This is a genomic window from Ideonella lacteola (assembly GCF_038066555.1).
Lineage (GTDB): Bacteria > Pseudomonadota > Gammaproteobacteria > Burkholderiales > Burkholderiaceae_C > Ideonella > Ideonella lacteola.
In genome coordinates this window covers 1-24,773 of record NZ_JBBUTG010000008.1, presented here as the reverse complement: position 1 = coordinate 24,773, position 24,773 = coordinate 1, and the positions used below count along the sequence as shown (strand labels likewise).

The following is a 24,773-nucleotide window of genomic DNA, read 5'->3' as shown; positions in this document are numbered from 1 at the left end:
CCCCCGTGGCGCGCCCCAGCGCCCGCCGCTACACGCCGCCCATCGCACCAGAGGAGCCCGCCATGACCGCCGCCATCGCCTCGCCCCGCCGCATCGTCGCCATCGGTGGCGGTGGCTTCTCGGTGGAAGACTATGGTCTGTGGCAGGAGAGGTACCTGCTCTCGGTCGTCCGGCCGGGGCGGGCTCGTCCGAAGGTGTTGTTCGTGGCCACGGCCAGCGGCGACCGCGAGCTTTACCAGCTGCGTTTTCTGCGCGCCTTCTCGCGCCTCGACTGCGAGCCAGACTGCCTGGCCTTCTTTCCCTTCGACATGAAGCGCGACTACGCCGCGGCGGTGCGCGAGGCGGACTTGGTCTTCGTCGGTGGTGGCAACACCGTGGCCATGGTGGCGGTATGGCGCGAGTTCGGCTTCGACCGCGCATTGCGTGAGGCCTATGAGGGCGGCACCGTGCTGGCCGGCATCAGTGCCGGCGCCAACTGCTGGTTCGAGCGCTATGTCACCGACAGCATTCCCGGCGGCGGTGTGCGCGAAGGCCTCGGCATGCTGCCGGGCACCTTCTGCCCGCATCTGGACAGCGAGGCCTGGCGGCCTGCCGTGTTGTCGGCCGAGGCGGGGCCGGCCTGGGGCGCGGGCGAGGGCGTCCTGGTTCAGTTCGACGACGGTCAGGCTGTCGCCGCTTTCCACGACCGGGCGGTCGACAAGCAACTGACCTGCCGGCGGCGCTCGGTGGCCGGCGGCGCGTGGGACGATTGGCCCGCCGCGCCCCTTCGGTAAGACGGGGTCGGTATGATTGACGTTTACGTAAACGTCAACCGATCCCATCGACCGCCGGTGAGCCTCCAGGCCGGTGCCTCTTCGTAAACTGGCGCGATCCTCTGCGTATCGCCTTTGCCCATGTCCATCGAGCTGACCGAACTGTTTGACAACAACCGCCGATGGGCTGAAGACACCGAGGCGCGCGAGCCCGGCTTCTTCACCAAGCTGTTGAACCAGCAGACGCCGCAGTACCTCTGGATCGGCTGCGCCGACAGCCGCGTGCCCGCGAACGAACTGGTGGACCTGCTGCCTGGCGAGCTGTTCGTGCACCGCAATGTGGCCAATGTCGTTGTCCACTCGGACCTCAACGCCCTGTCGGTGATCCAGTTCGCTGTCGACAGCCTAAAGGTCAAGCACATCATCGTCGTCGGCCATTCCAATTGCGGCGGCGTGAAGGCCGCGCTGCACCACTGGCGCCTGGGCCTGGTGGACAACTGGCTGCGCCATGTGCAGGACGTGCGCCACCAGCACCGCGCCTGGCTCGACACGGTCGATCCGGCGCGCCAGGTCGATGCGCTGGTCGAGCTGAATGTGCTGGAGCAGGCCCGCAACGTCTGCACCACCACGGTCGTGCAAGACGCATGGGCGCGCGAACAGACGGTGGTGATTCACGGCTGGGTCTACGGCCTGCACAACGGTCTGCTGAAAGACTTGGCCATGACCGTTTCCGGGCCGAACGATGTCGACGAGGCCTATGCGGCGGCGCTCAACGGCATCCGCACCCGCTACGCCGCCCCTGCCGACTGAGAGGCTGAGAGTCTTTCGCCGATGCCCGTCTTGAACCCCCAAACGCCCCGGCTCTTCGTTGCAAATGCTCGCCATAGCCCGAGCTATGGCTGTGCTTTGCGCCTTGATCCGGGTCGCCTGCGTGCCCCTTTCGGGAGCCGCCGAAAAACTCTCAGCCCCTGACGCGCCATTGACCGCCGAAGCCCGCCATGTTCCCGCAACAGCTCAACGACAGTCGCGCCTTCGACATCGCCCAGGCGATGCTCGATGGCTTCAACAAGCACTATCGGCTGTTCCGTGAGGCCGGCCGCACCGCCAAACGGCGTTTCGAGCAGGCCGATTGGCACGGCCAGCAGCGGGCGCAGCGCGAGCGGATCGAGTTCTACGACCGGCGAGTGGAAGAAAACGCCGAGCGCCTGCAGGTCGAGTTCAATGCCAGCGGGCTGCCGATGGATGTGTGGCAGCAGATCAAGCTGCACTACATCGGCCTGCTGATCAACCACCACCAGCCCGAGTGCGCCGAGACTTTCTTCAACTCGGTGACCACGAAGATCCTGCACCGGAACTACTTCCACAACGAGTTCATCTTCGTGCGGCCGGCCGTCTCGACCGAGTACATCGAGAACGACGAACCGGCGGCCACGCCCACCTACCGCGCCTACTACCCGACGCGCGACACGCTGCGCGACGCGGTGCTGCGCATGATCACCAACTTCCAGCTCGAGCGCGAGTTCGAAGACCTGGGGCGCGATGTCGACATGGTGCTGGCGGCCGTGTTCAAGGCGCTGGGTGATTTCCGTCCCCGCGCGAACTTCCAGATTCAGGTGCTGTCGAGCCTGTTCTTCCGCAACAAGGGCGCCTACGCCGTCGGCAAGATCGTCAACGGGTTCAACGAGTTGCCCTTCGCGCTGCCCATCCTGCACACCGAGCGCGGCCAGCTGATCATCGACACGGCGCTGTTCGGTGAAGACGATCTGTTGCTGCTGTTCAGCTTTGCGCGCGCCTACTTCATGGTCGACATGGAGGTGCCCTCGGCCTATGTGCAGTTCCTGCGCTCGCTGATGCCCCGCAAGCCCCGCGCCGAGATCTACAACGCGATCGGGTTGCAGAAGCACGGCAAGAACCTCTTCTATCGCGACCTGCTGAACCACCAGCGACACAGCTCGGACAAGTTCCGTATCGCCCCCGGCATCAAGGGCATGGTGATGTTGGTGTTCGATCTGCCGAGCTTCCCGTTCGTCTTCAAGGTGATCAAGGATTTCTATCCGCCGCAGAAGGACACCACGCGCGAGCAGATCATGCGCAAGTACCTGCTCGTCAAGCAGCACGACCGGGTGGGCCGCATGGCCGACACCCTCGAGTTCAGCAACGTGGCCTTTCCCCGCTCGCGCTTCGAAGACGAGCTGATCGAAGAACTCAAGACCTTCTGCCCAAGCCTGCTGGAAATCTCCGATCGTGACGGCGACGGCCAGGAAGAGGTGATCATCAACCACGTCTACATCGAGCGTCGGATGATCCCGCTGAACATCTTCTTGAAAGATGCCACGCCGCAGCAGATGGAGCACGCCGTCGTCGAGTACGGCAACGCGATCAAGGATCTGGTCGCGGCCAACATCTTTCCCGGCGACATGCTGTGGAAGAACTTCGGCGTCACGCGCCATGGCAAGGTCGTCTTCTACGACTACGACGAGATCGAGTACATCACCGATTGCAACTTCCGCCGGGTGCCGGAGCCGCGCAACGAAGAGGAAGAGCTGTCAGGCGAGGTCTGGTACTCGGTGGGCAAGCACGATGTCTTTCCCGAGACGTTCGGTCCCTTCCTGCTGGGCAACAGCCAGGTGCGCGACATCTTCATGAAGCACCACGCCGACCTGCTCGATGCCGCCTTCTGGCAGTCCCACAAAGAGCGCATCGCCGCCGGCCATGTGCACGACGTTTTCCCTTACGACCCCGAACGCCGCTTCTCTGCGCAGCGGCGGGGCGTCAGCGGCCGACAGGCCGCGCATTTCTGAATCACTTTCCGACAGCTAAAAGGAGCTCACCATGGCTGATTCCATCGTCATCGCTTCCGCGGCGCGCACGCCCATCGGCGGCCTGCTCGGCGACTTCGCCTCTCTTGCGGCCTGGGAACTGGGCGGCGTGGCCATCAAGGCTGCGGTCGAGCGCGCCGGCGTGCCGGCCGATGCCATCCATGAGGTGCTGATGGGCAACTGCCTGATGGCGGGTCAGGGCCAGGCGCCCGCTCGCCAGGCCATGCGTCGCGCCGGCCTGCCCGATTCGACGGGCGCCGTCACGATGAGCAAGATGTGCGGCTCGGGCATGCGCGCGATGATGTTCGCCCACGACATGCTGATGGCCGGCACCGCCGAGGTGATGGTCGCTGGTGGCATGGAGAGCATGACCAACGCGCCCCACCTGATGTTCGCCCGCAAGGGGGTGAAGTACGGCGCCACGCAGATGTTCGACCACATGGCGATGGACGGTCTGGAAGACGCCTACGAGCGCGGCAAGGCCATGGGCGTGTTCGCCGAGGCCTGCGTCGCCAAGTACCAGTTCAGCCGCGAGGCGCAGGACCAGTTCGCCATCGCTTCCACCACCCGTGCGAAGCAGGCCAACGAAGACGGCAGTTTCGATTGGGAAGTGGCGCCGGTCTCGCTGCCCGGCAAGGCTGGCGACACCGTCATCCGGCACGACGAACAGCCCTTCAAGGCCAAGCTCGACAAGATCCCGGGCCTGAAGCCCGCGTTCAAGAAAGACGGCACGATCACCGCGGCCAACGCATCGAGCATCTCCGACGGTGCCGCCGCGTTGGTGCTGATGCGCGAATCCAGCGCAGCCCAGATGGGGGCCAAGCCGATCGCACGCATCGTCTCTCACGCCGTGCATGCCCAGGCGCCGGAGTGGTTCTCCACCGCGCCCGTGGGTGCCATCGAGAAGGCGCTGAAGAAGGCCGGCTGGACCGCGGGCCAGGTCGACCTGTGGGAAGTCAACGAAGCCTTCGCCGCCGTGACGATGGCGGCCATGGCCGAGTTCAAGCTGCCGCACGAGATCGTCAACGTGCACGGCGGCGCCTGCGCGCTGGGCCACCCGATCGGCGCGTCCGGGGCCCGCATCGTCGTCACGTTGCTGGGGGCGCTGAAGAAGCGTGGCCTCAAGCGTGGCTGCGCTGCGCTGTGCATCGGCGGCGGCGAGGCCACCGCGATGACGGTCGAGCTGCTGTGACCTGTCGACCCCCACGCTCCCTTCCGGTCGCTGCCCCCCAAAGGGGGTCTTGCGGCGGACCGGCAGAGCCGGATCCGCGCAAGCACCTTGACCAAAATCGAGGGCGTGGTGGTCGGATCAGAGCACGCCGCGGCCTTCGGGGAAGCACATGATCGAACTCGGTATCCACGACCTCGCACTGTTCACCGTCGCGGTGTTGGTGCTGAACGCCACCCCGGGCGTCGACATGCTCTACACCGTCAGCCGCACCCTCACCGGTGGATGGCGCGCGGGCGTGGCGGCGGCGCTGGGCGTGTGCGCCGGCTGCGTGGTCCACACGCTGGCCGCGGCCTTCGGGCTGGCGGCGTTGATGGCCGTGTCGGCGTGGGCGTTCTCGCTCGTCAAATGGGCGGGCGCGGCCTATCTGGTGTGGCTCGGCCTCGGCATGCTGCGAGAAGCGGCCCGTCGCGTCGCCTCGCCCACGCAGCCCCTCACGCAGCAACCCACTCCTCCGGCACCTGCTCCGCTCGCGGCGGTGTTCCGCCAGGGCTTGTTGACGAACGTGCTGAACCCCAAGGTGGCCTTGTTCTTCCTGGCCTTCCTGCCGCAGTTCATCGCGCCGGATGCCGAGCACAAGACCTGGGCCTTCCTGGCGCTCGGTGCTTGGTCGATCGTGCAGGGCATGCTGTTCCTTTTCGCGGTCGTGGCCGCCACCGCCTGGCTGCGCCGACTGGGCGGATCGCCGAGGCTGACGCGCTGGCTCAACGCCGCAGGCGGCGTGTTGTTCCTGGGCCTGGCGGCGCGCCTGGCGCAGGCGGAAGTTCATTCATGACCACCACTGTTCTGATCGTCGGCGCGTCGCGGGGCATCGGCCTCGAATTGGCGCGCCAGTATCTGGGTGACGGCGCCCGCGTGTTCGCGACCGCGCGCACCGAAGACGGCTTGAAGCTGCTGCGCTCCGAGGGCGCGCGCGTGCTGAAGCTGGACGTGAACGATGCGACCAGCGTGGCGGGCCTCGCCTGGCAGATCGACGGCGAGGCCTTTGACACCATCGTCATCAACGCCGGTGTCTACGGCCCGCGCACCCAGGGCCTGCAGACACCCACCGCCGCCGATTTCGATGCGGTGATGCACACCAACGTGCTGGGCCCGATGCGGGTGGTGCCCCAACTGGTGGATGCCTTGGGCGAGGGCGCCCGCCTGGGCGTGATCTCGTCGCGCATGGGCTCGATGGGCCTGCGCAGCAACGCCGAAGGGTGGCTCTACCGCGCCTCGAAGGCTGCGGTGAACTCGGTGCTGAAAGACATCTCGCTCGCGCTCGCCGGCAAGGCGGTCTGCGTGGCCCTGCACCCTGGCTGGGTGCGCACCGACATGGGTGGCAGCGAGGCTGATCTCGATGTGGCCGACAGTGCCCGCGACCTGCGCCGCACCTTGGCCGCCCTGACGCCCGAAGACAACGGCCGCTTCCTGAACCACGACGGCCAGCCGCTGGCTTGGTAATCCACACTGAACCGAAGAGACGCGCTCCATGCTGCTCAATGAAGACCATCGCGCCGTGCAAGACGCCGTGCGCGCCTACGTGCAAGACAACATCGCCCCCCAGGCCGCCCGCTGGGACAAGGAGCACCACTTTCCTGCGGCCGAACTCAAGGGCCTCGCCGAGTTGGGTTGCTACGGCGTGGCGGTGCCCACCGAGTACGACGGCGCCGGGCTCGACTACCTCGCGCTGGCCTTGATCCTGGAAGAGATCGCGGCTGGCGACGGCGGCACCTCGACCGTGGTCAGTGTCAACAACTGCCCGGTCTGCTCGATCCTGATGGCCTTCGCCAACGACGAGCAGAAGGAGCGCTTCCTCAAGCCGCTGGCGCGTGGCGAGATGCTGGGCGCCTTCTGCCTGACCGAGCCGCACGTCGGCTCCGAGGCGGGCGGCCTGCGCACCACCGCGGTTCGCGACGGTGACGACTACGTGCTCAATGGCGTCAAGCAGTTCATCACCTCCGGCCGGAACGGCGATGTGGCCATCGTGATGGCGGTGACCGACAAGGCGGCCGGCAAGAAGGGCATCAGCGCCTTCGTCGTCCCCACCAAGACGCCGGGCTACACCGTGGCCCGCATCGAAGACAAGATGGGCCAGCACAGCTCGGACACGGCGCAGATCCTGTTCGAAAACTGCCGCGTGCCGGTGGCCAACCGGCTGGGCGAGGAAGGGCAGGGCCTGAAGATCGCGCTGTCGGGGCTGGAAGGCGGGCGCATCGGCATCGCCTCGCAAAGCGTCGGCATGGCGCGGGCCGCCTTCGAGGCCGCGCTGAAGTATTCCAAGGAGCGCGTGGCTTTCGGCCAGCCCATCTTCGAACACCAGGCCATCCAGCACAAGCTGGCCGAGATGGCCACCCAGATCGAAGCGGCGCGCCAGTTGATCTGGCACGCGGCGAGCCTGAAGGACGCGGGCCAGCCCTGCCTGAAGGAGGCCGCGATGGCCAAGCTCTTCGCCAGCGAGATGGCCGAGCGTGTCTGCTCGATGGCGATCCAGGTGCACGGCGGCTACGGCTATGTCAGCGACTTCCCGGTCGAGCGGATCTACCGTGACGTGCGGGTCACGCAGATCTACGAAGGCACGTCGGAAGTGCAGAAGATCCTGATCGGCCGCGCTCTCGCGTGAGGCCGCAGCCCGCCAGGGCGAACGTCGCGGCGTGGGTCGGCGCGACGGGCTCGCTGTCGGCGCGCCTGGCGCGCGCGCACCCGCCGTTCAGCGTGCGGGTGCTGCAGCAGGGCCTGGCGCCTGCCTGGCCAGGTGAGCACGATTCGCTGGGCTTGCCGGCGCAGGCCCCGTTGCTGGCGCGAGAGGTCATCCTCTTCGGCAACGGTGCGCCACTGGTCTTCGCCCGTTCGGTGACCTCGATGCAGGCGGCCCACGGCGCTTGGCGCGCGATCCAGGGCCTGGGCACCCGTCCGCTCGCGCACCTGCTGTTCAGCCGCAGCGAGATCCGGCGCACCCCGCTCGAGTGGCAATGGCTGTCGATCGAACACCCACAGGCCCGGGAGATCGCGCGGAAATGGCTGGCGGCCACAGACCGGCCATGGCTGGCGCGCGGCCTGTGGATGCGCCACTCGGTGTTCCATCGCGCCGGTCAGGCGCTGCGCGTGGCGGAGTGTTTTCTGCCGCGGCTCGTCGCCGCCTGGCCCCCCACACGCTGAGCCGCATTCCCTGAGCGTGCGCAGCGCCGCTCATCCCAAGTCCAGTGAAACGGAGAAATCGGATGTTCGCCGGTGTTTGGCAGGGCGCGCAGCAAGGCGCGGCCCGCAGCCCAGGCTGTACGCCTGGGCAAGGGTCGCAACGCCGCGGCGCGCCCTGCCAAGCTCCGGCCCACAGGGTGGGCACCTGCCAGCGGCGCACTCGGCGTTGCCAATGCTCGCCGGGTGTCCAACCCGGCTGCGCTTGGCGCCTTGATTGCATCGCTGGCAGGTGTCCACGAACATCCGATTTCTCCGTTTCACTGGACTAGTGGCGAGCGCGGATCCGGCTCTGCCGGTCCGCTGCGCGAGCCCCTCCGGAGGGCCCGTGGGGGCTTCATCAGAACGGCACCTGGTCCGTCGGGTACTTCCAGAAGTCGCGCAGCAGGTAGTTCATCGGCAGGTTCAGCGAGGTGCCCTTGGGCGGGATCGGCTTTTCGAACCACTTCTCGTAGAGCGCATGGGCCTCGCGGCTGCGGACCATGCGTTTCATCTCTTCATCGACGATGTGCTTGAAGGCCGGGTCATCCTTGGGCAGCATGATCGCCAGGGGCTCGATCGTCAGCGGCTTGCCCACCACCTTCAGCTTGCTGGGGTCGGGCCGGCTGGCGATCAGGCCGTAGAGCAGCACGTCGTCCATCACGAACCCGTCAGCCTCGCCCTTCTCGACCATCTCGACCGCCTTGGCATGGTCGGGCGCTTCGAGCACGTTGATGCGCAGCAGCCGCTCGCGGTTGGCCTGCTGGACGGCCTTCAGCGGGGTGGTGCCCTTGGTCGACACCAGCTTCTTGCCCTCGAACTGCGGCAGTTCTTCGACACCGCTGTCGGCCCGCACCAGGAAGCGCGAGCCGGTGATGTAGTGAGGCACCGTGAAGGCCACCTTCTGACGCCGCTCGGCGTTGTTGGTGGTGGAGCCACATTCGAGATCCGCCTCGTGCGATTCGATCATCGCAATGCGGTTGGCCGGCGTGGCCATCTTGAAGGTGACGGGCATGGCCTTCAGCCCCAGTTCCTTCTTGACCGCCTCGGCGAGCTTCAGGCACACGTCGACCGCGTAGCCCACCGGCTTCTTGTCGGCGTCGAGGTAGGAAAACGGTGTCGACGACTCGCGGTGGGCGATCACCAGCGCACCACCTTGTCGCAGCTTGTCCAGCACCGGGGCCGAGGCCAGGGCGTTGGCGGCGGCCGCGAGCACCCAGGTGGCGACGCCCGTTCGGGCCGCCATGCGCAGCATCTTTGTCATCGTTTTTCCCTCGCAGATACCAAATGCCCACAGGGCAAACCCTTCGAATTGTGAGCGCGGCCACGCCGGCAGAGGAGCACCTATTTCACGATCGGCTCGCGGCCGTTCACCGGGGGCGGTGTTTCGGCGTATCGTCGGTGCGATGAAAGCGCCGATCGACTTCTACTTCGACTTCTCTTCGCCGTATTCGTACATCGCCAATGAATGGATCGATGCCTTGGCTGCCCGCCACGGCCGCACCGTGCGGCGCCAGGCGATCCTGTTGGGGGTGACCTTCACGGCGGCTGAACTCAAGAGCCCCGTCTCGTACCCGATCAAGCGGGACTATTCGCTGCGCGACTTTCAGCGGTCCGCCCGATTCGAGCGGGTGCCGTATGTGCCGCCCGAGACCTTCCCGATCCCGACCCAGAACGCCGCCCGCGTCTTCTGGTGGCTCAAGGAGACACTAGGCGAAACGGCGGCCGCGGGTTGGACGCGCGCCGGGTTTCGGGCCTTCTTCACGCGGGGCGTGCTGCTGAACGATGCGACGGCGCTGAAGGCCCTGGCGGCCGACGCCGGGCTCGACGCCGATGCCGCCGAGCGGGCCTGGAGCGACCCGGTCTGGAAAGACCGGCTCAAGCGCGCCAACGATGAAGCGATCGCGGCGGGCGTCTTCGGTGCACCGTTCTTCGTGATCGATGGTGAACCGTTCTGGGGCAACGATCGGAAGGCCCAGATCGAGCAATGGCTGACCAGCCCGTTCTGAGCGCCCACGGCGAGCGGGTGGTGCCCCCGGCGGTGGCTGTCCGCTGAGTTGATCGACCCGCGCGATGTCGAACAGGGCGTGGCGCCGGTTGCTGATGGTTCTGCTGGCCATCACCGGCATCGCGCTCGCGTGGAACCGGTGGGGCATGGACGACCGACTGGTCATCGATGCCGACAGCCGCTGGCCGGTGCTGGTCACCGACGATCGCGATCTTGAAGGGGGCAACAGCGTGGCGGTGCTGCGCCGTGAAGGCCGGCAGGTGGTGTTGGACTGCCATCTCGGGGCCGGCTACCAGTACCGCTTTTGTGAACTGCAGTTCGGCCTGGGCGAAGCGCCGCAGGGCCTGGACCTGTCGCACTACGACACGATCGAGATCGTGATGAGCGCGCGGGCGGCGCAGGCTGCCGTGCCGGTGCGCGTCTTCATCCGCAGTTTCCATCCGCGCTACAGCGCCCTCGGCGACGAGGGGTCGCTGAAGGTGCATGAGATCACCTTCACGCCGGCCGATTACCGTGGGGCGCTCGCGTTCCCGCTGTCGCAGATCGGCGTCGCCTCGTGGTGGGTGGATGAGCACCCCTTGCCGCTGGAGTTCATCGCCCAGGATCTGACCCATGTGGTGAGCCTGTCGGTGGCCACCGCGGGCAAGGTCGATGCGGGTCTGCACACGCTGGCGGTCGAGCGCATCGAGCTGCACGGCAAGTGGATCAGCGCCGGTACGCTGGGCTTGGGGTTGGTGGGCATGTGGGCCGCCACGATGCTGGTCTGTCTGGTGATCGACAGCCTGGCGGCACGCCGGCATTTGCGCCGCAGCTCGGCCTTGCAGACGTCGCTGCGGCGACTCAACGCCACCTTGCAATCGCAGGCGAACGACCTGGCGCGGCAGGCCCGGCAGGATGCCTTGTCCGGTGCCCTGAACCGGCATGGTCTCACCGAAGCGCTCATCGGGCAGACGCGGCTGGGCGATGCGGCGCTGTTCCCGGCGGCACTCGTCTTCATCGACATCGACCACTTCAAGCAGATCAACGATCGCCATGGCCACGCTGTGGGCGACGAGGTGATACGCGGCTTGGCCGAGCTCGTGCGGGCGCAGGTCCAGCGCGAAGATTTGCTGGCCCGTTGGGGCGGGGAAGAGTTCTTGCTGCTGTGCCAGGCCACCCCGATGGCCGAGGCCTACGGCATTGCGGAGCGCCTTCGCCAGGCCGTGGCCCAGGCCGATTGGCCCGCCCGCCTGCAGGTCAGCTGCAGCTTCGGCGTGGCCGAATGGTCGCGGGGCCAGGATCTGGACGACGCGATTCGCCGCGCCGACGAGGCGATGTACCAGGCCAAGCGGCAAGGGCGCGACCGGGTAGTCTGCGCGGTGCCGCTCGGCTGATCCGGCCCAGCCTTTCAGGTGGTCAGCTCGCTGATGGCGATCACCTTGCGGGTGACCGGGCCCGACGGCGTGCCAGCCGGAGGCTGGCCGGTTTCGAAGCGGTGCAGCAGATCGGCCTGCTGAGCTTTGACGGCCGCCACGTTGGCCAGCTTGACGTGACCGTAGCCCCGAATGCGCTCGGGCAGCTTGGCCAGCGCCAGCGCTGCGGCGTGGTTGGCCTCATCCAGCTTGGGCAGCAACTGGTTGCGCCACAGTGCCTCGTACTCGTCGGCCAGCGCGCGCTCCATCTTGCGTTCTTCGGTGTGGCCGAACGGGTCGAACCACTGGCCGCGGATGCGCCGCATGCGGGCCAGCCAGCGGAAGGCGCCCATCATCCACGGCCCAAAGGTCATCTTGCGCGCACGGCCATCGGGGCCAGGGCGCGAGAGCAGCGGCGGGGCCAGGTGGAAGCGCAGGCTGCCGGCATCTTCGAACTGCTCGGCCAGGGCCGCCTGGAAGCGGCCGTCGGTGTAGAGGCGGGCCACCTCGTACTCGTCCTTGATGGCCAGCAGTCGCGAGAACTGCCGAGCCACCGCCTCGGTGATGGGGGTGCCCATCACGCTGCCCGCCTGCGACAGGGCCGACTCACGCGCATGCACCGCGTCGACCAGCGCGCGGAAGCGCTGGGCCAGCGCCGCGTCCTGGTAGTCGGTCAGGAACTTCTCGCGACGCTCAACCAGGCTGTCCGGCCCGAACAGCGCGTTCGACAGGGCCGCCTTGCCCGTGTTCGCACCGGCCAGCCGCTTCAGGGCCGTGGGGTCGGCCGCCGCGAGCCGGCCCAGTGCGAAGGCCACCTTGTTGCCCTCGATCGCCACGCCGTTCAACTCGATGGCGCGCAGCAAGGCCGCTTCGCTCACCGGCACCAGGCCGCGCTGGAAGGCGGCACCCAGCATCACGATGTTGCTGGGCATGGTGTCGCCCATCAGTTGCTGTGCCAGGTCTTGCGCATCCAGCGTGCTGACCAGGTCGTCGCCCGCTGCGTGGCGCAGCTTGGCCAGCAGCGCGCGGGCCTGCAGGCTGGCATCGGGGTTGCGCACAAAGGCGGCGGTGGCGATCTCGTGGGTGTTGGCCAGCACGACCGTGCGGCCATGCTTGACGGTGCCCAGCGCGTCGGCGGAGGCGCCCACCACCAGGTCACAGGCTAGCAGCACGTCGGCCTGCTGGGTGTCGATGCGGACCTGGTTCAGCAGATCCGGCGTCGGGGCCACGCGCACGAAGCTCAGCACCGCGCCGCCCTTTTGCGCAAAGCCCATGAAGTCGAGCACCGAGCTTTGCTTGCCTTCCAGGTGCGCCGCCATCGTGATCAGCGCGCCGACGGTCACCACGCCCGTGCCGCCCACACCGGTGACCAGCATGTCGAACGGGCCGGTCCAATCCCAGGGGCGGGGGGCGCCGATGCGCTCGATCTCGGCAGCCAGGTCGGCCGGCGTGAACTTCGCGCCGGCCTTTTTCTTCAACACCGCACCTTCGATCGTCACGAAGCTCGGGCAGAAGCCGTTGACGCAGGAGAAATCCTTGTTGCACGAGCTCTGCTCGATCTGACGCTTGCGGCCCCAGTCGGTCTCCACCGGGATCACCGACAGGCAGTTCGAGGCCTGGCCGCAGTCGCCACAGCCTTCGCACACGGCTTCGTTGATGAACACGCGGCGAGGCGGATCGGGAAACTCTTTCTTCTTGCGGCGACGCCGCTTCTCGGCCGCGCAGGTCTGGTCGTAGATCAGCAGCGTCACGCCTTCGATCTCGCGCAGCTCGCGCTGCACCGCATCCATCTCGGTGCGGGGGTGGAAGGTGGTGCCCGCCGGGAATTGGCCGTGGTGGCCGTCGTACTTCTCGATCTCGTCCGACACGATGACGACGCGCTTGGCTCCTTCGGCCTCGACTTGGCGGGCGATCTCCGGCACGCTGATCGTGCCGTCCACCGGTTGGCCACCAGTCATCGCCACGGCGTCGTTGTAGAGCAGCTTGTAGGTGATGTTGGTCTTGGCGGCGATCGCCTGGCGGATCGCCAGCAGGCCGGAGTGGAAATAGGTGCCGTCGCCCAGGTTCTGGAAGACGTGCTTTTCTTTCGTGAATCGCGAGTGCGCCGCCCAGTCGACGCCCTCGGCACCCATCTGGATCAGGCCCGAGGTGCCCCGCTCCATCCAACTGGCCATGAAATGGCAACCGATGCCGGCCAGCGCGCGGGAACCCTCAGGCACCTTGGTGGACGAGTTGTGTGGGCAGCCCGAGCAGAAGTAGGGCTGGCGCCGCACCGCATCGGCCTCGTTGCTCAGCAGCGAAGGCATCAGGAAGTCGACCACCCGATCGCGGCGGTCGAGCGCGGGGTTCAGCCGAGCCAGCCAGTCGGCGATGGTCGGCATGATGCGCGAAGGGCGCAACTCGCCCAGCGCGGACAGCAGCGGCGAGCCTTCGGGGGTGGTCTTGCCGGCGATGCGCGGCGGCTGGGCCCCGGCCCCGATCGGCATCCCGTAGAGCAACTCCTTGATCTGGCGCTCGACGACCGGCGCCTTTTCTTCGATCACCAGGATCTCTTCCAGCCCACGCGCGAAATCGACGATGCGCGTCGGCTCGAGCGGGTACACCAGGCCGACCTTGTAGACCCGCACGCCGGCTGCGGCCAGCGCGTTCGGGTCGAGGTCGAGCCGGCGCAGCACTTCCATGAAGTCGTAGTGCGCCTTGCCGACGGTGACGATGCCCAACGTGGCCGCCGGGCTGGCGACGATGTGCTTGTCCACCGAGTTGACCTTGGCGAAGGCGCGCACTGCATCCAGCTTGGCGGCGAGCCGCTCTTCCAGGCCCAGCGAGGGCAAGTCGACTTGCCGCACGTGCAGGCTGCCGATGTGGGCCGGGGGCTGGTGCTCCACCGGGAGCACGAAGTCGAGCGGCATGGCATCGAGGTCGACGGTCATGCCCGACTCGACCACTTCCGAGATCGCCTTGAAGCCGACCCAGGCGCCCGAGAAGCGCGACAGCGCCCAGCCGTACAGACCGAACTCCAGGTACTCGGCCACGTTGGCCGGGTGCAGCACGGGCATGCTCCAGGCCTGCAGCGCCACATCGCTCTGATGGGGTGTCGATGAGCTGACGCAGCCGTGGTCGTCACCCGCGACGACCAGCACGCCGCCGAGGGGGCTGGAGCCGTAGACGTTGCCGTGCTTGAGCGCGTCACCCGAGCGGTCGACACCCGGGCCCTTGCCGTACCACATGGCGAACACACCGTCGACCGTGCGCTGCGGGTCGAGTGCCACGCGCTGCGTGCCCAGGCAGGCGGTGGCGGCCAGATCTTCGTTGATGGCCGGCAGGAACTGCACCGAGGCCTCGGCGAGGAATTTCTTCGCCTTCCACATCTGCTGATCCACCATGCCCAGCGGGCTGCCTCGGTAGCCGGAGACGAAGCCGGCGGTGTTCCAGCCGGCCGCTTCGTCCAGGCGCTTTTGCATCAGGGGCAGCCGGACTAGGGCCTGCGTGCCGGTGAGGAAGACCGCCCCCTGGCGAGCGGCCAGGTTGTCGGTCAGGGCGTAGGGGCGAAGGGCGGGGACGGCGGTCATGCGGCACCTGGCGGCGGGCAAAGAAGTGGGCTGATTCTCGTCTTCCGGCGAGAAAGAGTGCTTCCCTTTCGCCGCCATTTCCGGCTGGCGTGAGTGCATTCATTCCAAATAGTCAGAAAATGAGGAATGATTGAACTCGACAGGGTCACCCGCCGGCTGATCGACACCTTGCAGCGCAAAGGGCGCCAAAGCGCGCAGCAGCTGGCCGAGGCCGTGGGCATGTCCGCCACGCCGGTCTGGCGCCGCCTGAAAGAGCTGGAGCAAAGCGGCGTGATCCGCCGCGAGGTGGTGCTGATGGACCGCGAGAAGCTGGGCCTCGCGATTTGCGCCTGGGCCTATGTCTCCTTGGTTCGCCACACCGATGGGGCGGTCGAAGACTTTGAACGGCTGGTCGCCAGCAGCCCCGAGATCATGGAGTGCGCCAGCATCACCGGCGAGGCCGATTACGTGATCAAGGTGGTCGTGCCCGATATGAAGGCCTACGACCGCTTCCTGCAGGAACGCCTGTTCAAACTCAAAGGTGTCTCCAGCATCCGCACGAACGTGGTGCTGCGGGAAGTGAAGTACGAGACCGCGTTGCCTTTGCCCTTGCCCTGAACGATCGAGCGGCTGTCGTTCCGCTCTCCTGGGCTGTCGTGCGCAGCCGAAGAGTGCCCCGACCGCGACGCCGCGCGGTCTGACGCTCAGGCGCAGGGCCTGGGTGCGCTCACTGCGGCGGCGTGCGCAGCAAGGTGTCGAGGGTGTCGACCGTCGGCGCCCAGTCGGCATCGCTCTTCCAGGCGCTGCGCAGGAACGTGGCCTGCGATTCCGACCAGAACGGCGCGTCGCACAGCAGCACCTCGCCCGCGAGCGGCGCGTGCTGGCCGATGAAATGCTCGATCGAAGCCTGGTCCTCGGGCAGGCCGAGTTGGGCGAACAGTTTCTCCAGCGTGTGTTCAGTGGTGTCCATGCGTCCTCCGGTGCGAGATCGGGTGCGAGATCAGGGGCGGTCAAAAGCTGTGAGCCGTGCCACCAGGGTGGGATTCGCCATGGCGATCGGCTTGCAGCTTGTTGCGTCAGGTCACGACTGCGCAATCTGCAGCCATGAGGGAGAATGCTAAGTTCCGCGCCGCGTTAAGACCTTCTACTGCTTCGATAGCCTTGTGGTGAGACTTGAGATTCACGGTGCTGCCCGCACGCTCTCGGGGCAGCATGTTCCGCGGGTCGTGTGCAAGAGGTGCTGCCGATGAATCAGCGGCAAGCCACGCTCCCGGCCCCCACCCCCGTCTGGTACCCCGGCTGGCGCTCGGCGCCCGCAGGCACGCCCACGCGCGTGGGCGCCCGCGACACCGTGGCCGCGCTGCCGGTCTTCTGGATCAACCTGTTCAAGGCCGTCGCTTCGCAGTTGATCCTCTGGCACCACATGGCGTTGTACGGGCCGATGTGCGATGTGGCCCACGATCTGGCACCCGCATTGCTGGATGCGTTGAACCAGCACGCACGCATGGTGGTGCAGGTGTTTCTCGTGACAGGAGGTTTCCTGGCGGCCGGCTCCTTGTGGCCGTCGCCGGGTGCTGCCCCGAAGGTTGGCTGGCGTGATGTGCCGGCGGGGTGCTGGCGCCGCTATCAGCGCCTGGCCAAACCTTATCTGCTCGCGGTGCTGGCCGTCGTCGTGGCGGCCTGGCTGGCGCGAGGGCTGATGGACCACCCGACGATCCCGGCCGCCCCTGAGCCCGGTCAACTCGCGGCCCACATCGTGCTCGCGCAGGATGTGCTGGGCATCGAGTCCTTGTCGGCAGGCTTTTGGTATGTGGCGATCGACTTCCAGCTCTATGTGGTGCTGCTGATGCTGGCCGCCACCTTGCGCGGCATGCCGGGCCGCGACTGGTCGCGCGCTGCGGTCTCCATCGCCGTGGTGCTGGCTTTGGTGCTGGTGTCGCTGCTGTGGTGGAACCTGGATGCCTCGCTCGATGCCTATGCGCCGTACTTCATCGGCGCCTACGGTCTCGGGGTGCTGGCGCGCTGGGTGCGCGGCCTGCGTGTGGCGCGTGAGCCCGCGGCCCTGGGCCTGATGCTCATCGTGGGCCTGGCGTTGGCGGTGGAATGGCGCAGTCGCATTGCGCTCGCGGGAGCCACGGCCGTGCTGCTGTGCCTGTTGCCCGAGCCTGCCGCGATGCGCAGCGGCCTGGCACGAGCCGCGCAATCGGCTCTGGCGTTCCTGGCGCAGATTTCCTACCCCGTCTTCCTCTTCCACTATGCGGTGATCCTCATCACCGGTGCGGTGGTCTACAACCAGTGGCCCGAGTCGCCCGAGGCCCACGCGATGGGCATGGTGTTGGCCTGGGTGGCCAGCCTCGTAGCCGGCACGCTGATCCATCGAGCGGTCGAGCGCCGCTGAGCCGGGCCGCACCGGCGCTTGGCGCTGGAGTTCTCGCGCAGGCCGCCAGGCCTGCTGGCTGACGTCCCGTCGGATGTCTCGTCAGGCACTTTCGAGCGTTCGGTAGGGTGGTGTCGGGCGGCGCCTGGGCCGGGCGGCATGTGGTTGCTACGGACGCCAGCGCGCCTTCCGGCGCGCACACTGCGGCCCTTCTTCTCAGGGAGAACCCGCATGAGTTCCAAGCCGCTGTACCGATCGCTGTACGTCCAGGTCATCGTCGCCATCCTGATTGGCGTGGCGGTGGGCCACTTCTTTCCCAGCACCGGCGAGGCGCTCAAGCCCCTGGGCGATGGCTTCATCAAGCTCATTAAGATGATGATCGCGCCGATCATCTTCTGCACCGTGGTGGTGGGCATCGCCGGCATGGAGGACATGAAGAAGGTCGGCAAGACCGGCGGGCTCGCGCTGCTGTACTTCGAGGTGGTGAGCACCCTCGCGCTGGTCGTCGGCCTGGTGATCGTCAACTTGGTGCAGCCTGGTGCGGGCATGAATGTGGACCCGGCTTCGCTCGACACCAAGGGCATCGCGGCCTACACCGCCCCGGGCAAGATGCAGGGCACCGTCGACTTCCTGATGGCCGTGATCCCCACCACGGTGGTGGATGCCTTTGCGAAGGGTGAGATCCTGCAGGTGCTGCTGTTTTCGGTGCTCTTCGGCTTCGCGCTGCACCAGTTCGGTGGCCGGGGCACGGTGGTGTTCGATCTGATCGAGAAGAGCTCGCACGTGCTGTTCGCGATCGTGGGGTTCATCATGAAGGTGGCCCCGATCGGCGCGTTCGGTGCCATGGCCTTCACCATTGGCAAGTACGGCGTCGGTTCGTTGTTGTCGCTGGGCAAGCTGATGGGCACGTTCTATCTGACCTGCCTGATCTTCATCTTTGGCGTGCTGGGCCTGATCGCCCGCGCACACGGCTTCTCGATCTGGAAGTTCATCAAGTACATCAAGGAGGAGTTGCTGATCGTGCTCGGCACGTCCTCATCCGAATCGGTGCTGCCGCGGATGATGGCGAAGATGGAGAACCTGGGCGCACGCAAGTCGGTGGTGGGACTGGTGGTGCCGACCGGGTATTCGTTCAACCTCGACGGCACCTCGATCTACCTGACGATGGCCGCGGTGTTCATCGCGCAAGCCACGAACACGCCGATGACGCTGACCCAGCAGTTGACGCTGTTGGCCGTGCTGCTGCTCACGAGCAAAGGCGCCGCGGGTGTCACCGGCAGCGGCTTCATCGTGCTGGCCGCCACCTTGTCGGCCGTCGGCGGGGTGCCGGTGGCCGGCCTGGCGTTGATCCTCGGCATCGATCGCTTCATGTCCGAAGCCCGAGCCCTCACCAACCTGATCGGCAACGGTGTCGCCTCGGTCGTGGTGGCCAAGTGGACGGGCGACCTCGATGCCGCGCAACTGCAGCGTCGCCTGGACGGTGACGAAAGCGACCTGGCCGACGAGCCCGAGCAGATCCTCGACCAGATCGATCTGCACATGCCGCCAGAGCGCCAAGCCGCCTGACGGCCTGACGGCGCCGCCGCGGCGCGTGCTTCAGCCGCAGCGGCGCAAGGCGGCGGCCACGTCGCCGCGCAGTTGGCGCAGCGCCGCCAGCTCGGCATCGGGCGCCTGCACGGCGCTCCACACCATGCGCGAGACCGCGCTCGCCGTCGCCTCCAGGTCGATCGCGGGCTTGCCGCCGTCAGCGCCCGGCGCGATGGCTTCCCACAAGATGTGTTCCATCGGGCCCAGCACCAGCGGTCGAAGCAGCCGCAGTGGCACATCGGTCCGGAATTCACCGCTGGCCTGGCCGCGCGCCAGCAGATCCATCAGCGGCGCGGTGTAGCGCCGCTGCAGCGGCTGCAGCGTGCCGGAAAAATCCTGGCCCTTGCTCCGGCCCTCGGAGAGCACCAGGGCGCACAGCCCGGTGCCGTGGATCAGGAACAGTCGCAAGTGGGTGCGCACGAACCAGTCGAGCTGCACCCGAGCAGGCTCCTGGCGGGGCAGGCCCGCCTCGATGGCCGCGATGATTTCGTCGTACCAGTCGGTGATCACCCGCTCGCACAGTTCGCGCTTGCCGTGGAAGTATGTGAACACCGTGGCTTCGGAGACGCCCAGGCGCTGGGCGATCTCGGTCGTCGTGGCGCGCTCATAGCCCTTCTCGGCGAACACCTCTCGCCCGACGCGCAGGATGTCGCGGATGCGTTGCTCACTCTTGGCACTGGCCGGCTCGCGGCGCACGGGGCGGGCGGTGGGGCTGGTGTGGGCGGCCGCGGTGGGGCGTCGGGTCGGCATTTTTTGAGTATGACTCAACAATTGCTTGCGACGCAAGCGGTGCGCTGGTAGATTTCGCGGCTGATGCGCTCGGCTGGCGCGCTGAACTGAAGTGGCCGGCCGGAATTGTTGAGAGAAACTCAATTCATTGTCTGGAGAGCTTCGATGTTCGAATCCACTTTCTCGTTTCCGCTGGGTGAGGACATCGCCGCGCTGCGTGAAGCCGTGCGCGACTTTGCGCAGAACGAGATCGCCCCGCGCGCGGCCGACATCGACAAGGCCAACCTGTTCCCGGCCGATCTCTGGACGAAGCTCGGCGAGCTGGGCGTGATGGGCCTGACCGTTCCCGAGGAATACGGCGGCACCCAGTTGGGTTACCTGGCCCACATGGTGGCGATGGAGGAGATCAGCCGGGCCAGCGCCTCGGTCGGCCTGAGCTACGGTGCGCATTCCAACCTGTGCGTCAACCAGATCAACCGCAACGGCAGCGATGCGCAGAAGAAGAAGTACCTGCCCAAGCTGATCAGCGGCGAGCATGTGGGCGCGCTCGCGATGAGCGAGCCGGGTGCCGGCTCGGATGTGGTGAGCATGAAGCTGCGCGCCGAGAAGAAGGGCGATCGTTACGTGCTCAACGGCAGCAAGATGTGGATCACGAACGGTGGCGACGCCGACACGCTCGTCGTCTACGCCAAGACCGAGCCTGAGCTGGGTGCTCGGGGCATGACGGCCTTCATCATCGAGAAGGGCTTCAAGGGGTTCAGCAAGGGCGAGCATCTCGACAAGCTGGGCATGCGGGGCTCCAACACCTACCCGCTGTTCTTCGACGATTGCGAGGTGCCGGCCGAAAACGTGCTGGGCCTCGAGGGCCAGGGCACCAAGGTGCTGATGAGCGGGCTGGACTACGAGCGCGTCGTCCTGTCGGGCGGTCCGCTGGGCATCATGGCGGCGTGCATGGACGTGGTCGTCCCCTTCGTGCACGAGCGCAAGCAGTTTGGCCATAGCATCGGCGAGTTCCAGCTGATGCAGGGCAAGCTGGCCGACATGTACTCCACCTTCCAGGCCTGCCGAGCCTACGGCTACGCTGTCGCCCAGGCCTGCGACCGCGGGGACCACGCCCGCACCTTGCGCAAGGATGCCGCCGGCGTCATCCTCTACACCGCCGAGAAGGCCACCTGGATGGCCGGCGAAGCGATCCAGGCGCTGGGCGGGGTGGGCTACACCAACGAATACCCCACCGGCCGCCTGTGGCGCGACGCCAAGCTGTACGAAATCGGTGCAGGCACCAGCGAGATCCGCCGCATGCTGATCGGCCGTGAACTGTTTTCGGAGACCATGTAAATGGCGGTTATCGCGTCGAAGCTGAACCCGCGCTCCGAAGAGGCCAAGGCCAACGCCGCTGCCATGCGCGCGTTGGTGGAAGACCTCAACGCTAAACTGGCGAAGATTGCGGAAGGCGGGGGCGAAGCCGCCCGGGCCAAGCACCTGGGCCGCGGCAAGTTGTTGCCGCGCGAGCGGGTCGAGATGCTGCTCGATCCTGACACGCCCTTTCTCGAGATCGCGCCGTTGGCGGCGCTCGGCATGTACACCGAGAAGGACGGCTCCGACGCCGCACCGGCCGCCGGCATGATCGCCGGCATTGGCCGCATCGGCGGCGTCGAGTGCGTCATTGTCTGCAACGACGCCACGGTCAAGGGTGGTACCTACTACCCGATGACGGTGAAGAAGCACCTGCGGGCGCAGGAGGTCGCGCAGCAGAACCGCCTGCCCTGCGTCTACCTCGTCGATTCCGGTGGCGCCAACCTGCCGAACCAGGACGACGTCTTCCCCGACCGCGATCACTTCGGCCGCATCTTCTACAACCAGGCCAACCTCTCGGCCCAAGGCATCCCGCAGGTGGCGGTGGTGATGGGCTCGTGCACGGCCGGCGGCGCCTATGTGCCGGCCATGAGCGACGAAACCATCATCGTCAAGAACCAGGGCACCATCTTCCTGGGCGGCCCGCCGCTGGTGAAGGCCGCCACCGGCGAGGTGGTGAGCGCCGAAGACCTGGGCGGCGGCGATGTGCACACCCGCCTTTCGGGCGTGGCCGATCACTTGGCCGACAACGATTTGCACGCGCTGGCCCTGGCGCGGCAGGTGGTGGGCAGCCTGAACTGGAAGAAGGATGTGCCGGTGGCGATGCGTGAGCCGCAGCCGCCGAAGTACTCTGCCGATGAGCTGCTCTCGGTGATCCCGACCGACACGCGCAAGCCTTTCGATGTGCGCGAAATCATCGCTCGCATCGTCGACAACTCCGAGTTCGACGAGTTCAAGGCGCGCTACGGCACCACGCTGGTCTGTGGCTTTGCCTGGATCGAGGGCATGCCGGTGGGCATCGTCGCGAACAACGGCATCTTGTTCGCCGAGAGTGCCAACAAGGGCGCGCACTTCATCGAGCTGTGCTGCCAGCGCAAGGTGCCGCTGGTGTTCCTGCAGAACATCACCGGCTTCATGGTGGGCCGCAAGTACGAGAACGAGGGCATTGCCCGCGCCGGCGCGAAGATGGTGACGGCGGTGGCCTGCGCCAACGTGCCGAAGTTCACCGTGATCATCGGCGGCTCGTTCGGGGCCGGCAACTACGGCATGTGCGGCCGTGCGTATTCGCCGCGCTTCCTGTGGATGTGGCCGAACGCGCGCATCTCGGTGATGGGCGGCGAGCAGGCGGCCAGTGTGCTGGCCACCGTGCGCCGTGACGGTATCGAGGCCAAGGGCGGGCAGTGGAGCGCCGACGAGGAAGAGGCGTTCAAGGCCCCGATCCGCCAGCAGTATGAGGTGCAGGGGCACCCGTACTACGCCAGCGCACGGCTGTGGGACGATGGCGTGATCGATCCGGTCGACACCCGACGCGTGCTGGCCTTGGGCTTGTCGGCCAGCCTGAACGCCCCGATTCCCGACGCGAAGTTCGGCGTCTTCCGGATGTGATGACGATGATGCACCCTGTCGATATGGTTCGCGCCTTGTGGCAGCGGTTCGAGGCCCGCGATTGGGCCGGCGCGCGTGCGCTGTTTCGCGACGACGCCAAGCTGCATTGGCCGACTTCAGGCGAGCATTTCGACGACGCGGATTCGGCGATCAAGGTGCAGGCGGTCTACCCGGAAGGCTGGTCGATCCACGTGATCGAGGTGAATGCGTTGGCCGATGGCCGCGTTCATTCGACGGTCATGGTCACGCATGGCGACGACCGCTTCTTCGCCAACTCGCTGTTCCGCTTCGATCGCGGCTTGATCGCCGAGATCACCGAGTATTGGGGCACTTTCGAGGCGCCGCCGGCTTGGCGCACTGCCGATGCACTTGGGGCGTATCGGCGTGATTGATCCTTGTTTGGGGTGGAGCGGGATCGGGACGGTGGGGCGCCCCCTTGCGCTCATGTCCCCCGCGCCGGTCTTCACCCGGCGCTCCTCCTTTACTTCGCTACAGGGGACACCCCTCCGTCCCAATCTGGCACGGGCTTCTCATCGCGATGCGCCGCTGAAACAGTGCTGTCCGAGGTGGCGGGGTGAGGGGCGCAGTGAAGTATCAGGAGGAGCCGGCAGCCGCAGGCTGACGGCGGGGGACATGAACGGAGCCCCTCACCCCGGCGCCTTGGCTCGCTCCAACCTATGCAAGCAAACGTCATGACCACGACCACCCTCGACATCAAGCGCCCCACTCAGCATGTTGCAGAGGTTTGGCTCAACCGCCCCGACGTCCGCAACGCCTTCAATGACAGCGTCATCGCGGAACTGACGGCAACGTTCCGTGGTTTCGCGCAAGACAAGGATCTGCGCGCCGTCGTGCTCGCCGGCCACGGCAAGGCCTTTTGCGCTGGCGCCGATCTGAATTGGATGCGCGCGATGGCCGACTACTCGTGGGAGCAGAACCGCGCCGATGCCGAAGGGCTGGCCGAGATGCTGTGGGCCATCTACAGCTGCCCTGTGCCCGTGATCGGCCGCATCCATGGCGACTGCTACGCGGGGGGCGTCGGCCTCGCGGCGGTGTGCGACATCCTCATCGCGGCCGAAGGCGTCAACTTCTGCCTCAGCGAAGCCAAGCTCGGCCTGCTGCCAGCCACCATCGGGCCGTATGTGGTGCGAGCCCTGGGCGAGCGGGCCTCTCAACGCTACTTCGTCACCGCCGAGCGCTTTGACGCTTCCCACGCCAAGGCGCTGGGATTCGTGCACGAGTGCGTCGCGCCCGATTTGCTCGACCAGCAGGTGCAGACCACAGTCGCGGCACTCGTCGCCAATGGGCCGGCGGCGGTGAAGGCCTGCAAGCGTCTGGTGCAAGACCTGGCCGGGCAGCAGATCACCGCCGAACTGCGGGCCGACACCGCGCGGCGCATCGCCGACATCCGCGCCAGCACCGAGGGCAAGGAGGGTGTGCAGTCATTCCTTCAAAAGCGCCCGGCTGCCTGGCTGGCGAACTGACTGCCACCATGGATTGGGCCTGGCCTTCTTCGCTGCAGCAGACCGTGAGTGGTCTGGATGCGATGCACCTGCTGGCGCTGGCGGCGGTGCTGGGCTGGGCGAGTGGCCTGCGTCTGTACCTGGTCGTCTTCCTCACCGGCCTCGCGGGCGCGATGGGCTGGATCCACCTTCCACCTGGCCTGCAAGTGCTGCAGCATCCCGGTGTGCTGGGCCTGGCCGGGTTCCTGGTGCTGGTCGAGTTTTTCGCGGACAAGGTGCCCTGGGTGGACTCGGCCTGGGATGCTGTCCATACCTTCATCCGCATCCCTGCGGGCGCGGCGCTGGCGGCCGGTGCGCTGGGCGCCGATGCAGGCGTTTGGACCTTCATGGCAGCGTTGATGGGCGGCGGCCTCGCGGCCACGGCGCACGCGGCCAAGGCCACCACGCGGGCTGCCGTCAACGCCTCGCCCGAGCCGTTCTCCAACATCGGCCTGTCGCTGCTGGGTGACGCGACGGTGCCTGTGATGCTGTGGCTGGCCTGGTCCCATCCGTTCGCGTTCTTCATCGCGCTGGCCTTGGCCCTCGTGGTCATGGTGGCGTTGACGGTGCTGCTGTTCAAGTTCGTTCGCGGCCTCGTCGGCCGCCTGCGCCAACACTTCGGTGCGTCTCCCGTACGCGCCTAGGAAAAAGAGATGTTCCACAAGATCCTGATTGCCAACCGCGGCGACAACGGCCGACGGGCCGTTGCGGTGAAGGC

Annotated in this window: 22 protein-coding genes; 18 read left to right on the top strand and 4 right to left on the bottom strand. The window is 66.9% G+C overall.

The annotated features are described in order from the left end of the window. The first annotated feature begins 62 nt into the window (after window positions 1-62). From AACH06_RS14465 to AACH06_RS14430, 8 genes are all read left to right on the top strand, one after another. Window positions 63-773: a Type 1 glutamine amidotransferase-like domain-containing protein gene (locus tag AACH06_RS14465; protein WP_341426440.1), complete on the top strand. Its 711-nt coding sequence runs from the start codon at window positions 63-65 to the stop codon at window positions 771-773. Window positions 774-893: 120 nt separating this feature from the next. Further along, window positions 894-1,562 carry a carbonate dehydratase gene (gene can, locus AACH06_RS14460; RefSeq protein ID WP_341426439.1) on the top strand — a complete coding sequence of 223 codons (669 nt, stop codon included), beginning with the start codon at window positions 894-896 and terminating at the stop codon, window positions 1,560-1,562. Window positions 1,563-1,750: 188 nt separating this feature from the next. Then, the gene (gene aceK, locus AACH06_RS14455; RefSeq protein ID WP_341426438.1) at window positions 1,751-3,553 is read left to right on the top strand and encodes a bifunctional isocitrate dehydrogenase kinase/phosphatase; all 1,803 of its coding nucleotides are present in this window, start codon (window positions 1,751-1,753) and stop codon (window positions 3,551-3,553) included. A 31-nt stretch (window positions 3,554-3,584) separates the two neighbouring features. Next, window positions 3,585-4,763: an acetyl-CoA C-acyltransferase gene (locus AACH06_RS14450; RefSeq protein ID WP_341426437.1), complete on the top strand. Its 1,179-nt coding sequence runs from the start codon at window positions 3,585-3,587 to the stop codon at window positions 4,761-4,763. A gap of 148 nt (window positions 4,764-4,911) precedes the next feature. After that, the gene (locus tag AACH06_RS14445) at window positions 4,912-5,574 is read left to right on the top strand and encodes a LysE family translocator (RefSeq protein WP_341426436.1); all 663 of its coding nucleotides are present in this window, start codon (window positions 4,912-4,914) and stop codon (window positions 5,572-5,574) included. Continuing rightward, window positions 5,571-6,242, top strand: a complete 672-nt coding sequence (locus AACH06_RS14440; protein WP_341426435.1) for an SDR family oxidoreductase — start codon at window positions 5,571-5,573, stop codon at window positions 6,240-6,242. Before AACH06_RS14445 ends, AACH06_RS14440 begins: the two co-directional genes overlap by 4 nt. Window positions 6,243-6,270: 28 nt before the next feature. Next, window positions 6,271-7,401, top strand: coding sequence for an acyl-CoA dehydrogenase family protein (locus AACH06_RS14435; RefSeq protein WP_341426434.1), 1,131 nt, complete (start codon window positions 6,271-6,273; stop codon window positions 7,399-7,401). Then, window positions 7,398-7,937 (top strand): chorismate--pyruvate lyase family protein, encoded by a 540-nt coding sequence (locus AACH06_RS14430; RefSeq protein WP_341426433.1) that lies wholly within the window; start codon window positions 7,398-7,400, stop codon window positions 7,935-7,937. Before AACH06_RS14435 ends, AACH06_RS14430 begins: the two co-directional genes overlap by 4 nt. Window positions 7,938-8,313: 376 nt before the next feature. Here the strand turns inward: AACH06_RS14430 and AACH06_RS14425 are convergent, their stop codons facing one another. After that, the gene (locus tag AACH06_RS14425; RefSeq protein WP_423222034.1) at window positions 8,314-9,198 is read right to left on the bottom strand and encodes an amino acid ABC transporter substrate-binding protein; all 885 of its coding nucleotides are present in this window, start codon (window positions 9,196-9,198) and stop codon (window positions 8,314-8,316) included. A gap of 160 nt (window positions 9,199-9,358) precedes the next feature. Here AACH06_RS14425 and AACH06_RS14420 point away from each other — a divergent pair, with 160 nt between their 5' ends. Together AACH06_RS14420 and AACH06_RS14415 are read left to right on the top strand one after the other, a co-directional pair. Further along, window positions 9,359-9,961 carry a 2-hydroxychromene-2-carboxylate isomerase gene (locus AACH06_RS14420; RefSeq protein WP_341426432.1) on the top strand — a complete coding sequence of 201 codons (603 nt, stop codon included), beginning with the start codon at window positions 9,359-9,361 and terminating at the stop codon, window positions 9,959-9,961. Between the two features lie 64 nt (window positions 9,962-10,025). Continuing rightward, the gene (locus AACH06_RS14415) at window positions 10,026-11,333 is read left to right on the top strand and encodes a GGDEF domain-containing protein (protein WP_341426431.1); all 1,308 of its coding nucleotides are present in this window, start codon (window positions 10,026-10,028) and stop codon (window positions 11,331-11,333) included. Between the two features lie 14 nt (window positions 11,334-11,347). Here AACH06_RS14415 and AACH06_RS14410 read toward each other — a convergent pair whose 3' ends face one another. Next, window positions 11,348-14,920, bottom strand: coding sequence for an indolepyruvate ferredoxin oxidoreductase family protein (locus tag AACH06_RS14410; RefSeq protein WP_341426430.1), 3,573 nt, complete (start codon window positions 14,918-14,920; stop codon window positions 11,348-11,350). 126 nt (window positions 14,921-15,046) lie between these two features. On the opposite strand from AACH06_RS14410, the gene AACH06_RS14405 reads away from it, so the two are divergent. Next, window positions 15,047-15,517, top strand: coding sequence for an Lrp/AsnC family transcriptional regulator (locus tag AACH06_RS14405; protein ID WP_423222033.1), 471 nt, complete (start codon window positions 15,047-15,049; stop codon window positions 15,515-15,517). 109 nt (window positions 15,518-15,626) lie between these two features. Here the strand turns inward: AACH06_RS14405 and AACH06_RS14400 are convergent, their stop codons facing one another. Next, entirely contained in the window at window positions 15,627-15,869 is a 243-nt protein-coding gene (locus AACH06_RS14400) for a DUF2789 domain-containing protein (protein WP_341426429.1), read from the bottom strand. A gap of 276 nt (window positions 15,870-16,145) precedes the next feature. On the opposite strand from AACH06_RS14400, the gene AACH06_RS14395 reads away from it, so the two are divergent. Both AACH06_RS14395 and AACH06_RS14390 read left to right on the top strand, forming a co-directional pair. After that, window positions 16,146-17,297, top strand: a complete 1,152-nt coding sequence (locus AACH06_RS14395; protein ID WP_341426428.1) for an acyltransferase family protein — start codon at window positions 16,146-16,148, stop codon at window positions 17,295-17,297. A gap of 210 nt (window positions 17,298-17,507) precedes the next feature. Further along, a complete protein-coding gene (locus tag AACH06_RS14390; RefSeq protein ID WP_341426427.1) occupies window positions 17,508-18,842 on the top strand; it encodes a dicarboxylate/amino acid:cation symporter in 1,335 nt (444 codons plus the stop codon). Window positions 18,843-18,872: 30 nt separating this feature from the next. Here AACH06_RS14390 and AACH06_RS14385 read toward each other — a convergent pair whose 3' ends face one another. Further along, complete coding sequence (locus tag AACH06_RS14385; protein ID WP_341426426.1) at window positions 18,873-19,613, bottom strand: TetR/AcrR family transcriptional regulator; 741 nt, start codon at window positions 19,611-19,613, stop codon at window positions 18,873-18,875. A gap of 144 nt (window positions 19,614-19,757) precedes the next feature. Between AACH06_RS14385 and AACH06_RS14380 the strand changes: the two genes are divergently transcribed. From AACH06_RS14380 to AACH06_RS14360, 5 genes are all read left to right on the top strand, one after another. After that, window positions 19,758-20,930, top strand: coding sequence for an isovaleryl-CoA dehydrogenase (locus AACH06_RS14380; RefSeq protein WP_341426425.1), 1,173 nt, complete (start codon window positions 19,758-19,760; stop codon window positions 20,928-20,930). Then, window positions 20,931-22,553: a carboxyl transferase domain-containing protein gene (locus tag AACH06_RS14375; RefSeq protein ID WP_341426424.1), complete on the top strand. Its 1,623-nt coding sequence runs from the start codon at window positions 20,931-20,933 to the stop codon at window positions 22,551-22,553. A gap of 8 nt (window positions 22,554-22,561) precedes the next feature. Then, the gene (locus AACH06_RS14370; protein WP_341426423.1) at window positions 22,562-22,945 is read left to right on the top strand and encodes a nuclear transport factor 2 family protein; all 384 of its coding nucleotides are present in this window, start codon (window positions 22,562-22,564) and stop codon (window positions 22,943-22,945) included. A 300-nt stretch (window positions 22,946-23,245) separates the two neighbouring features. Further along, window positions 23,246-24,037, top strand: a complete 792-nt coding sequence (locus AACH06_RS14365; protein ID WP_341426422.1) for an enoyl-CoA hydratase/isomerase family protein — start codon at window positions 23,246-23,248, stop codon at window positions 24,035-24,037. Window positions 24,038-24,045: 8 nt separating this feature from the next. After that, window positions 24,046-24,699: a DUF4126 domain-containing protein gene (locus AACH06_RS14360; RefSeq protein WP_341426421.1), complete on the top strand. Its 654-nt coding sequence runs from the start codon at window positions 24,046-24,048 to the stop codon at window positions 24,697-24,699. The last annotated feature ends 74 nt before the right edge of the window (window positions 24,700-24,773 follow it).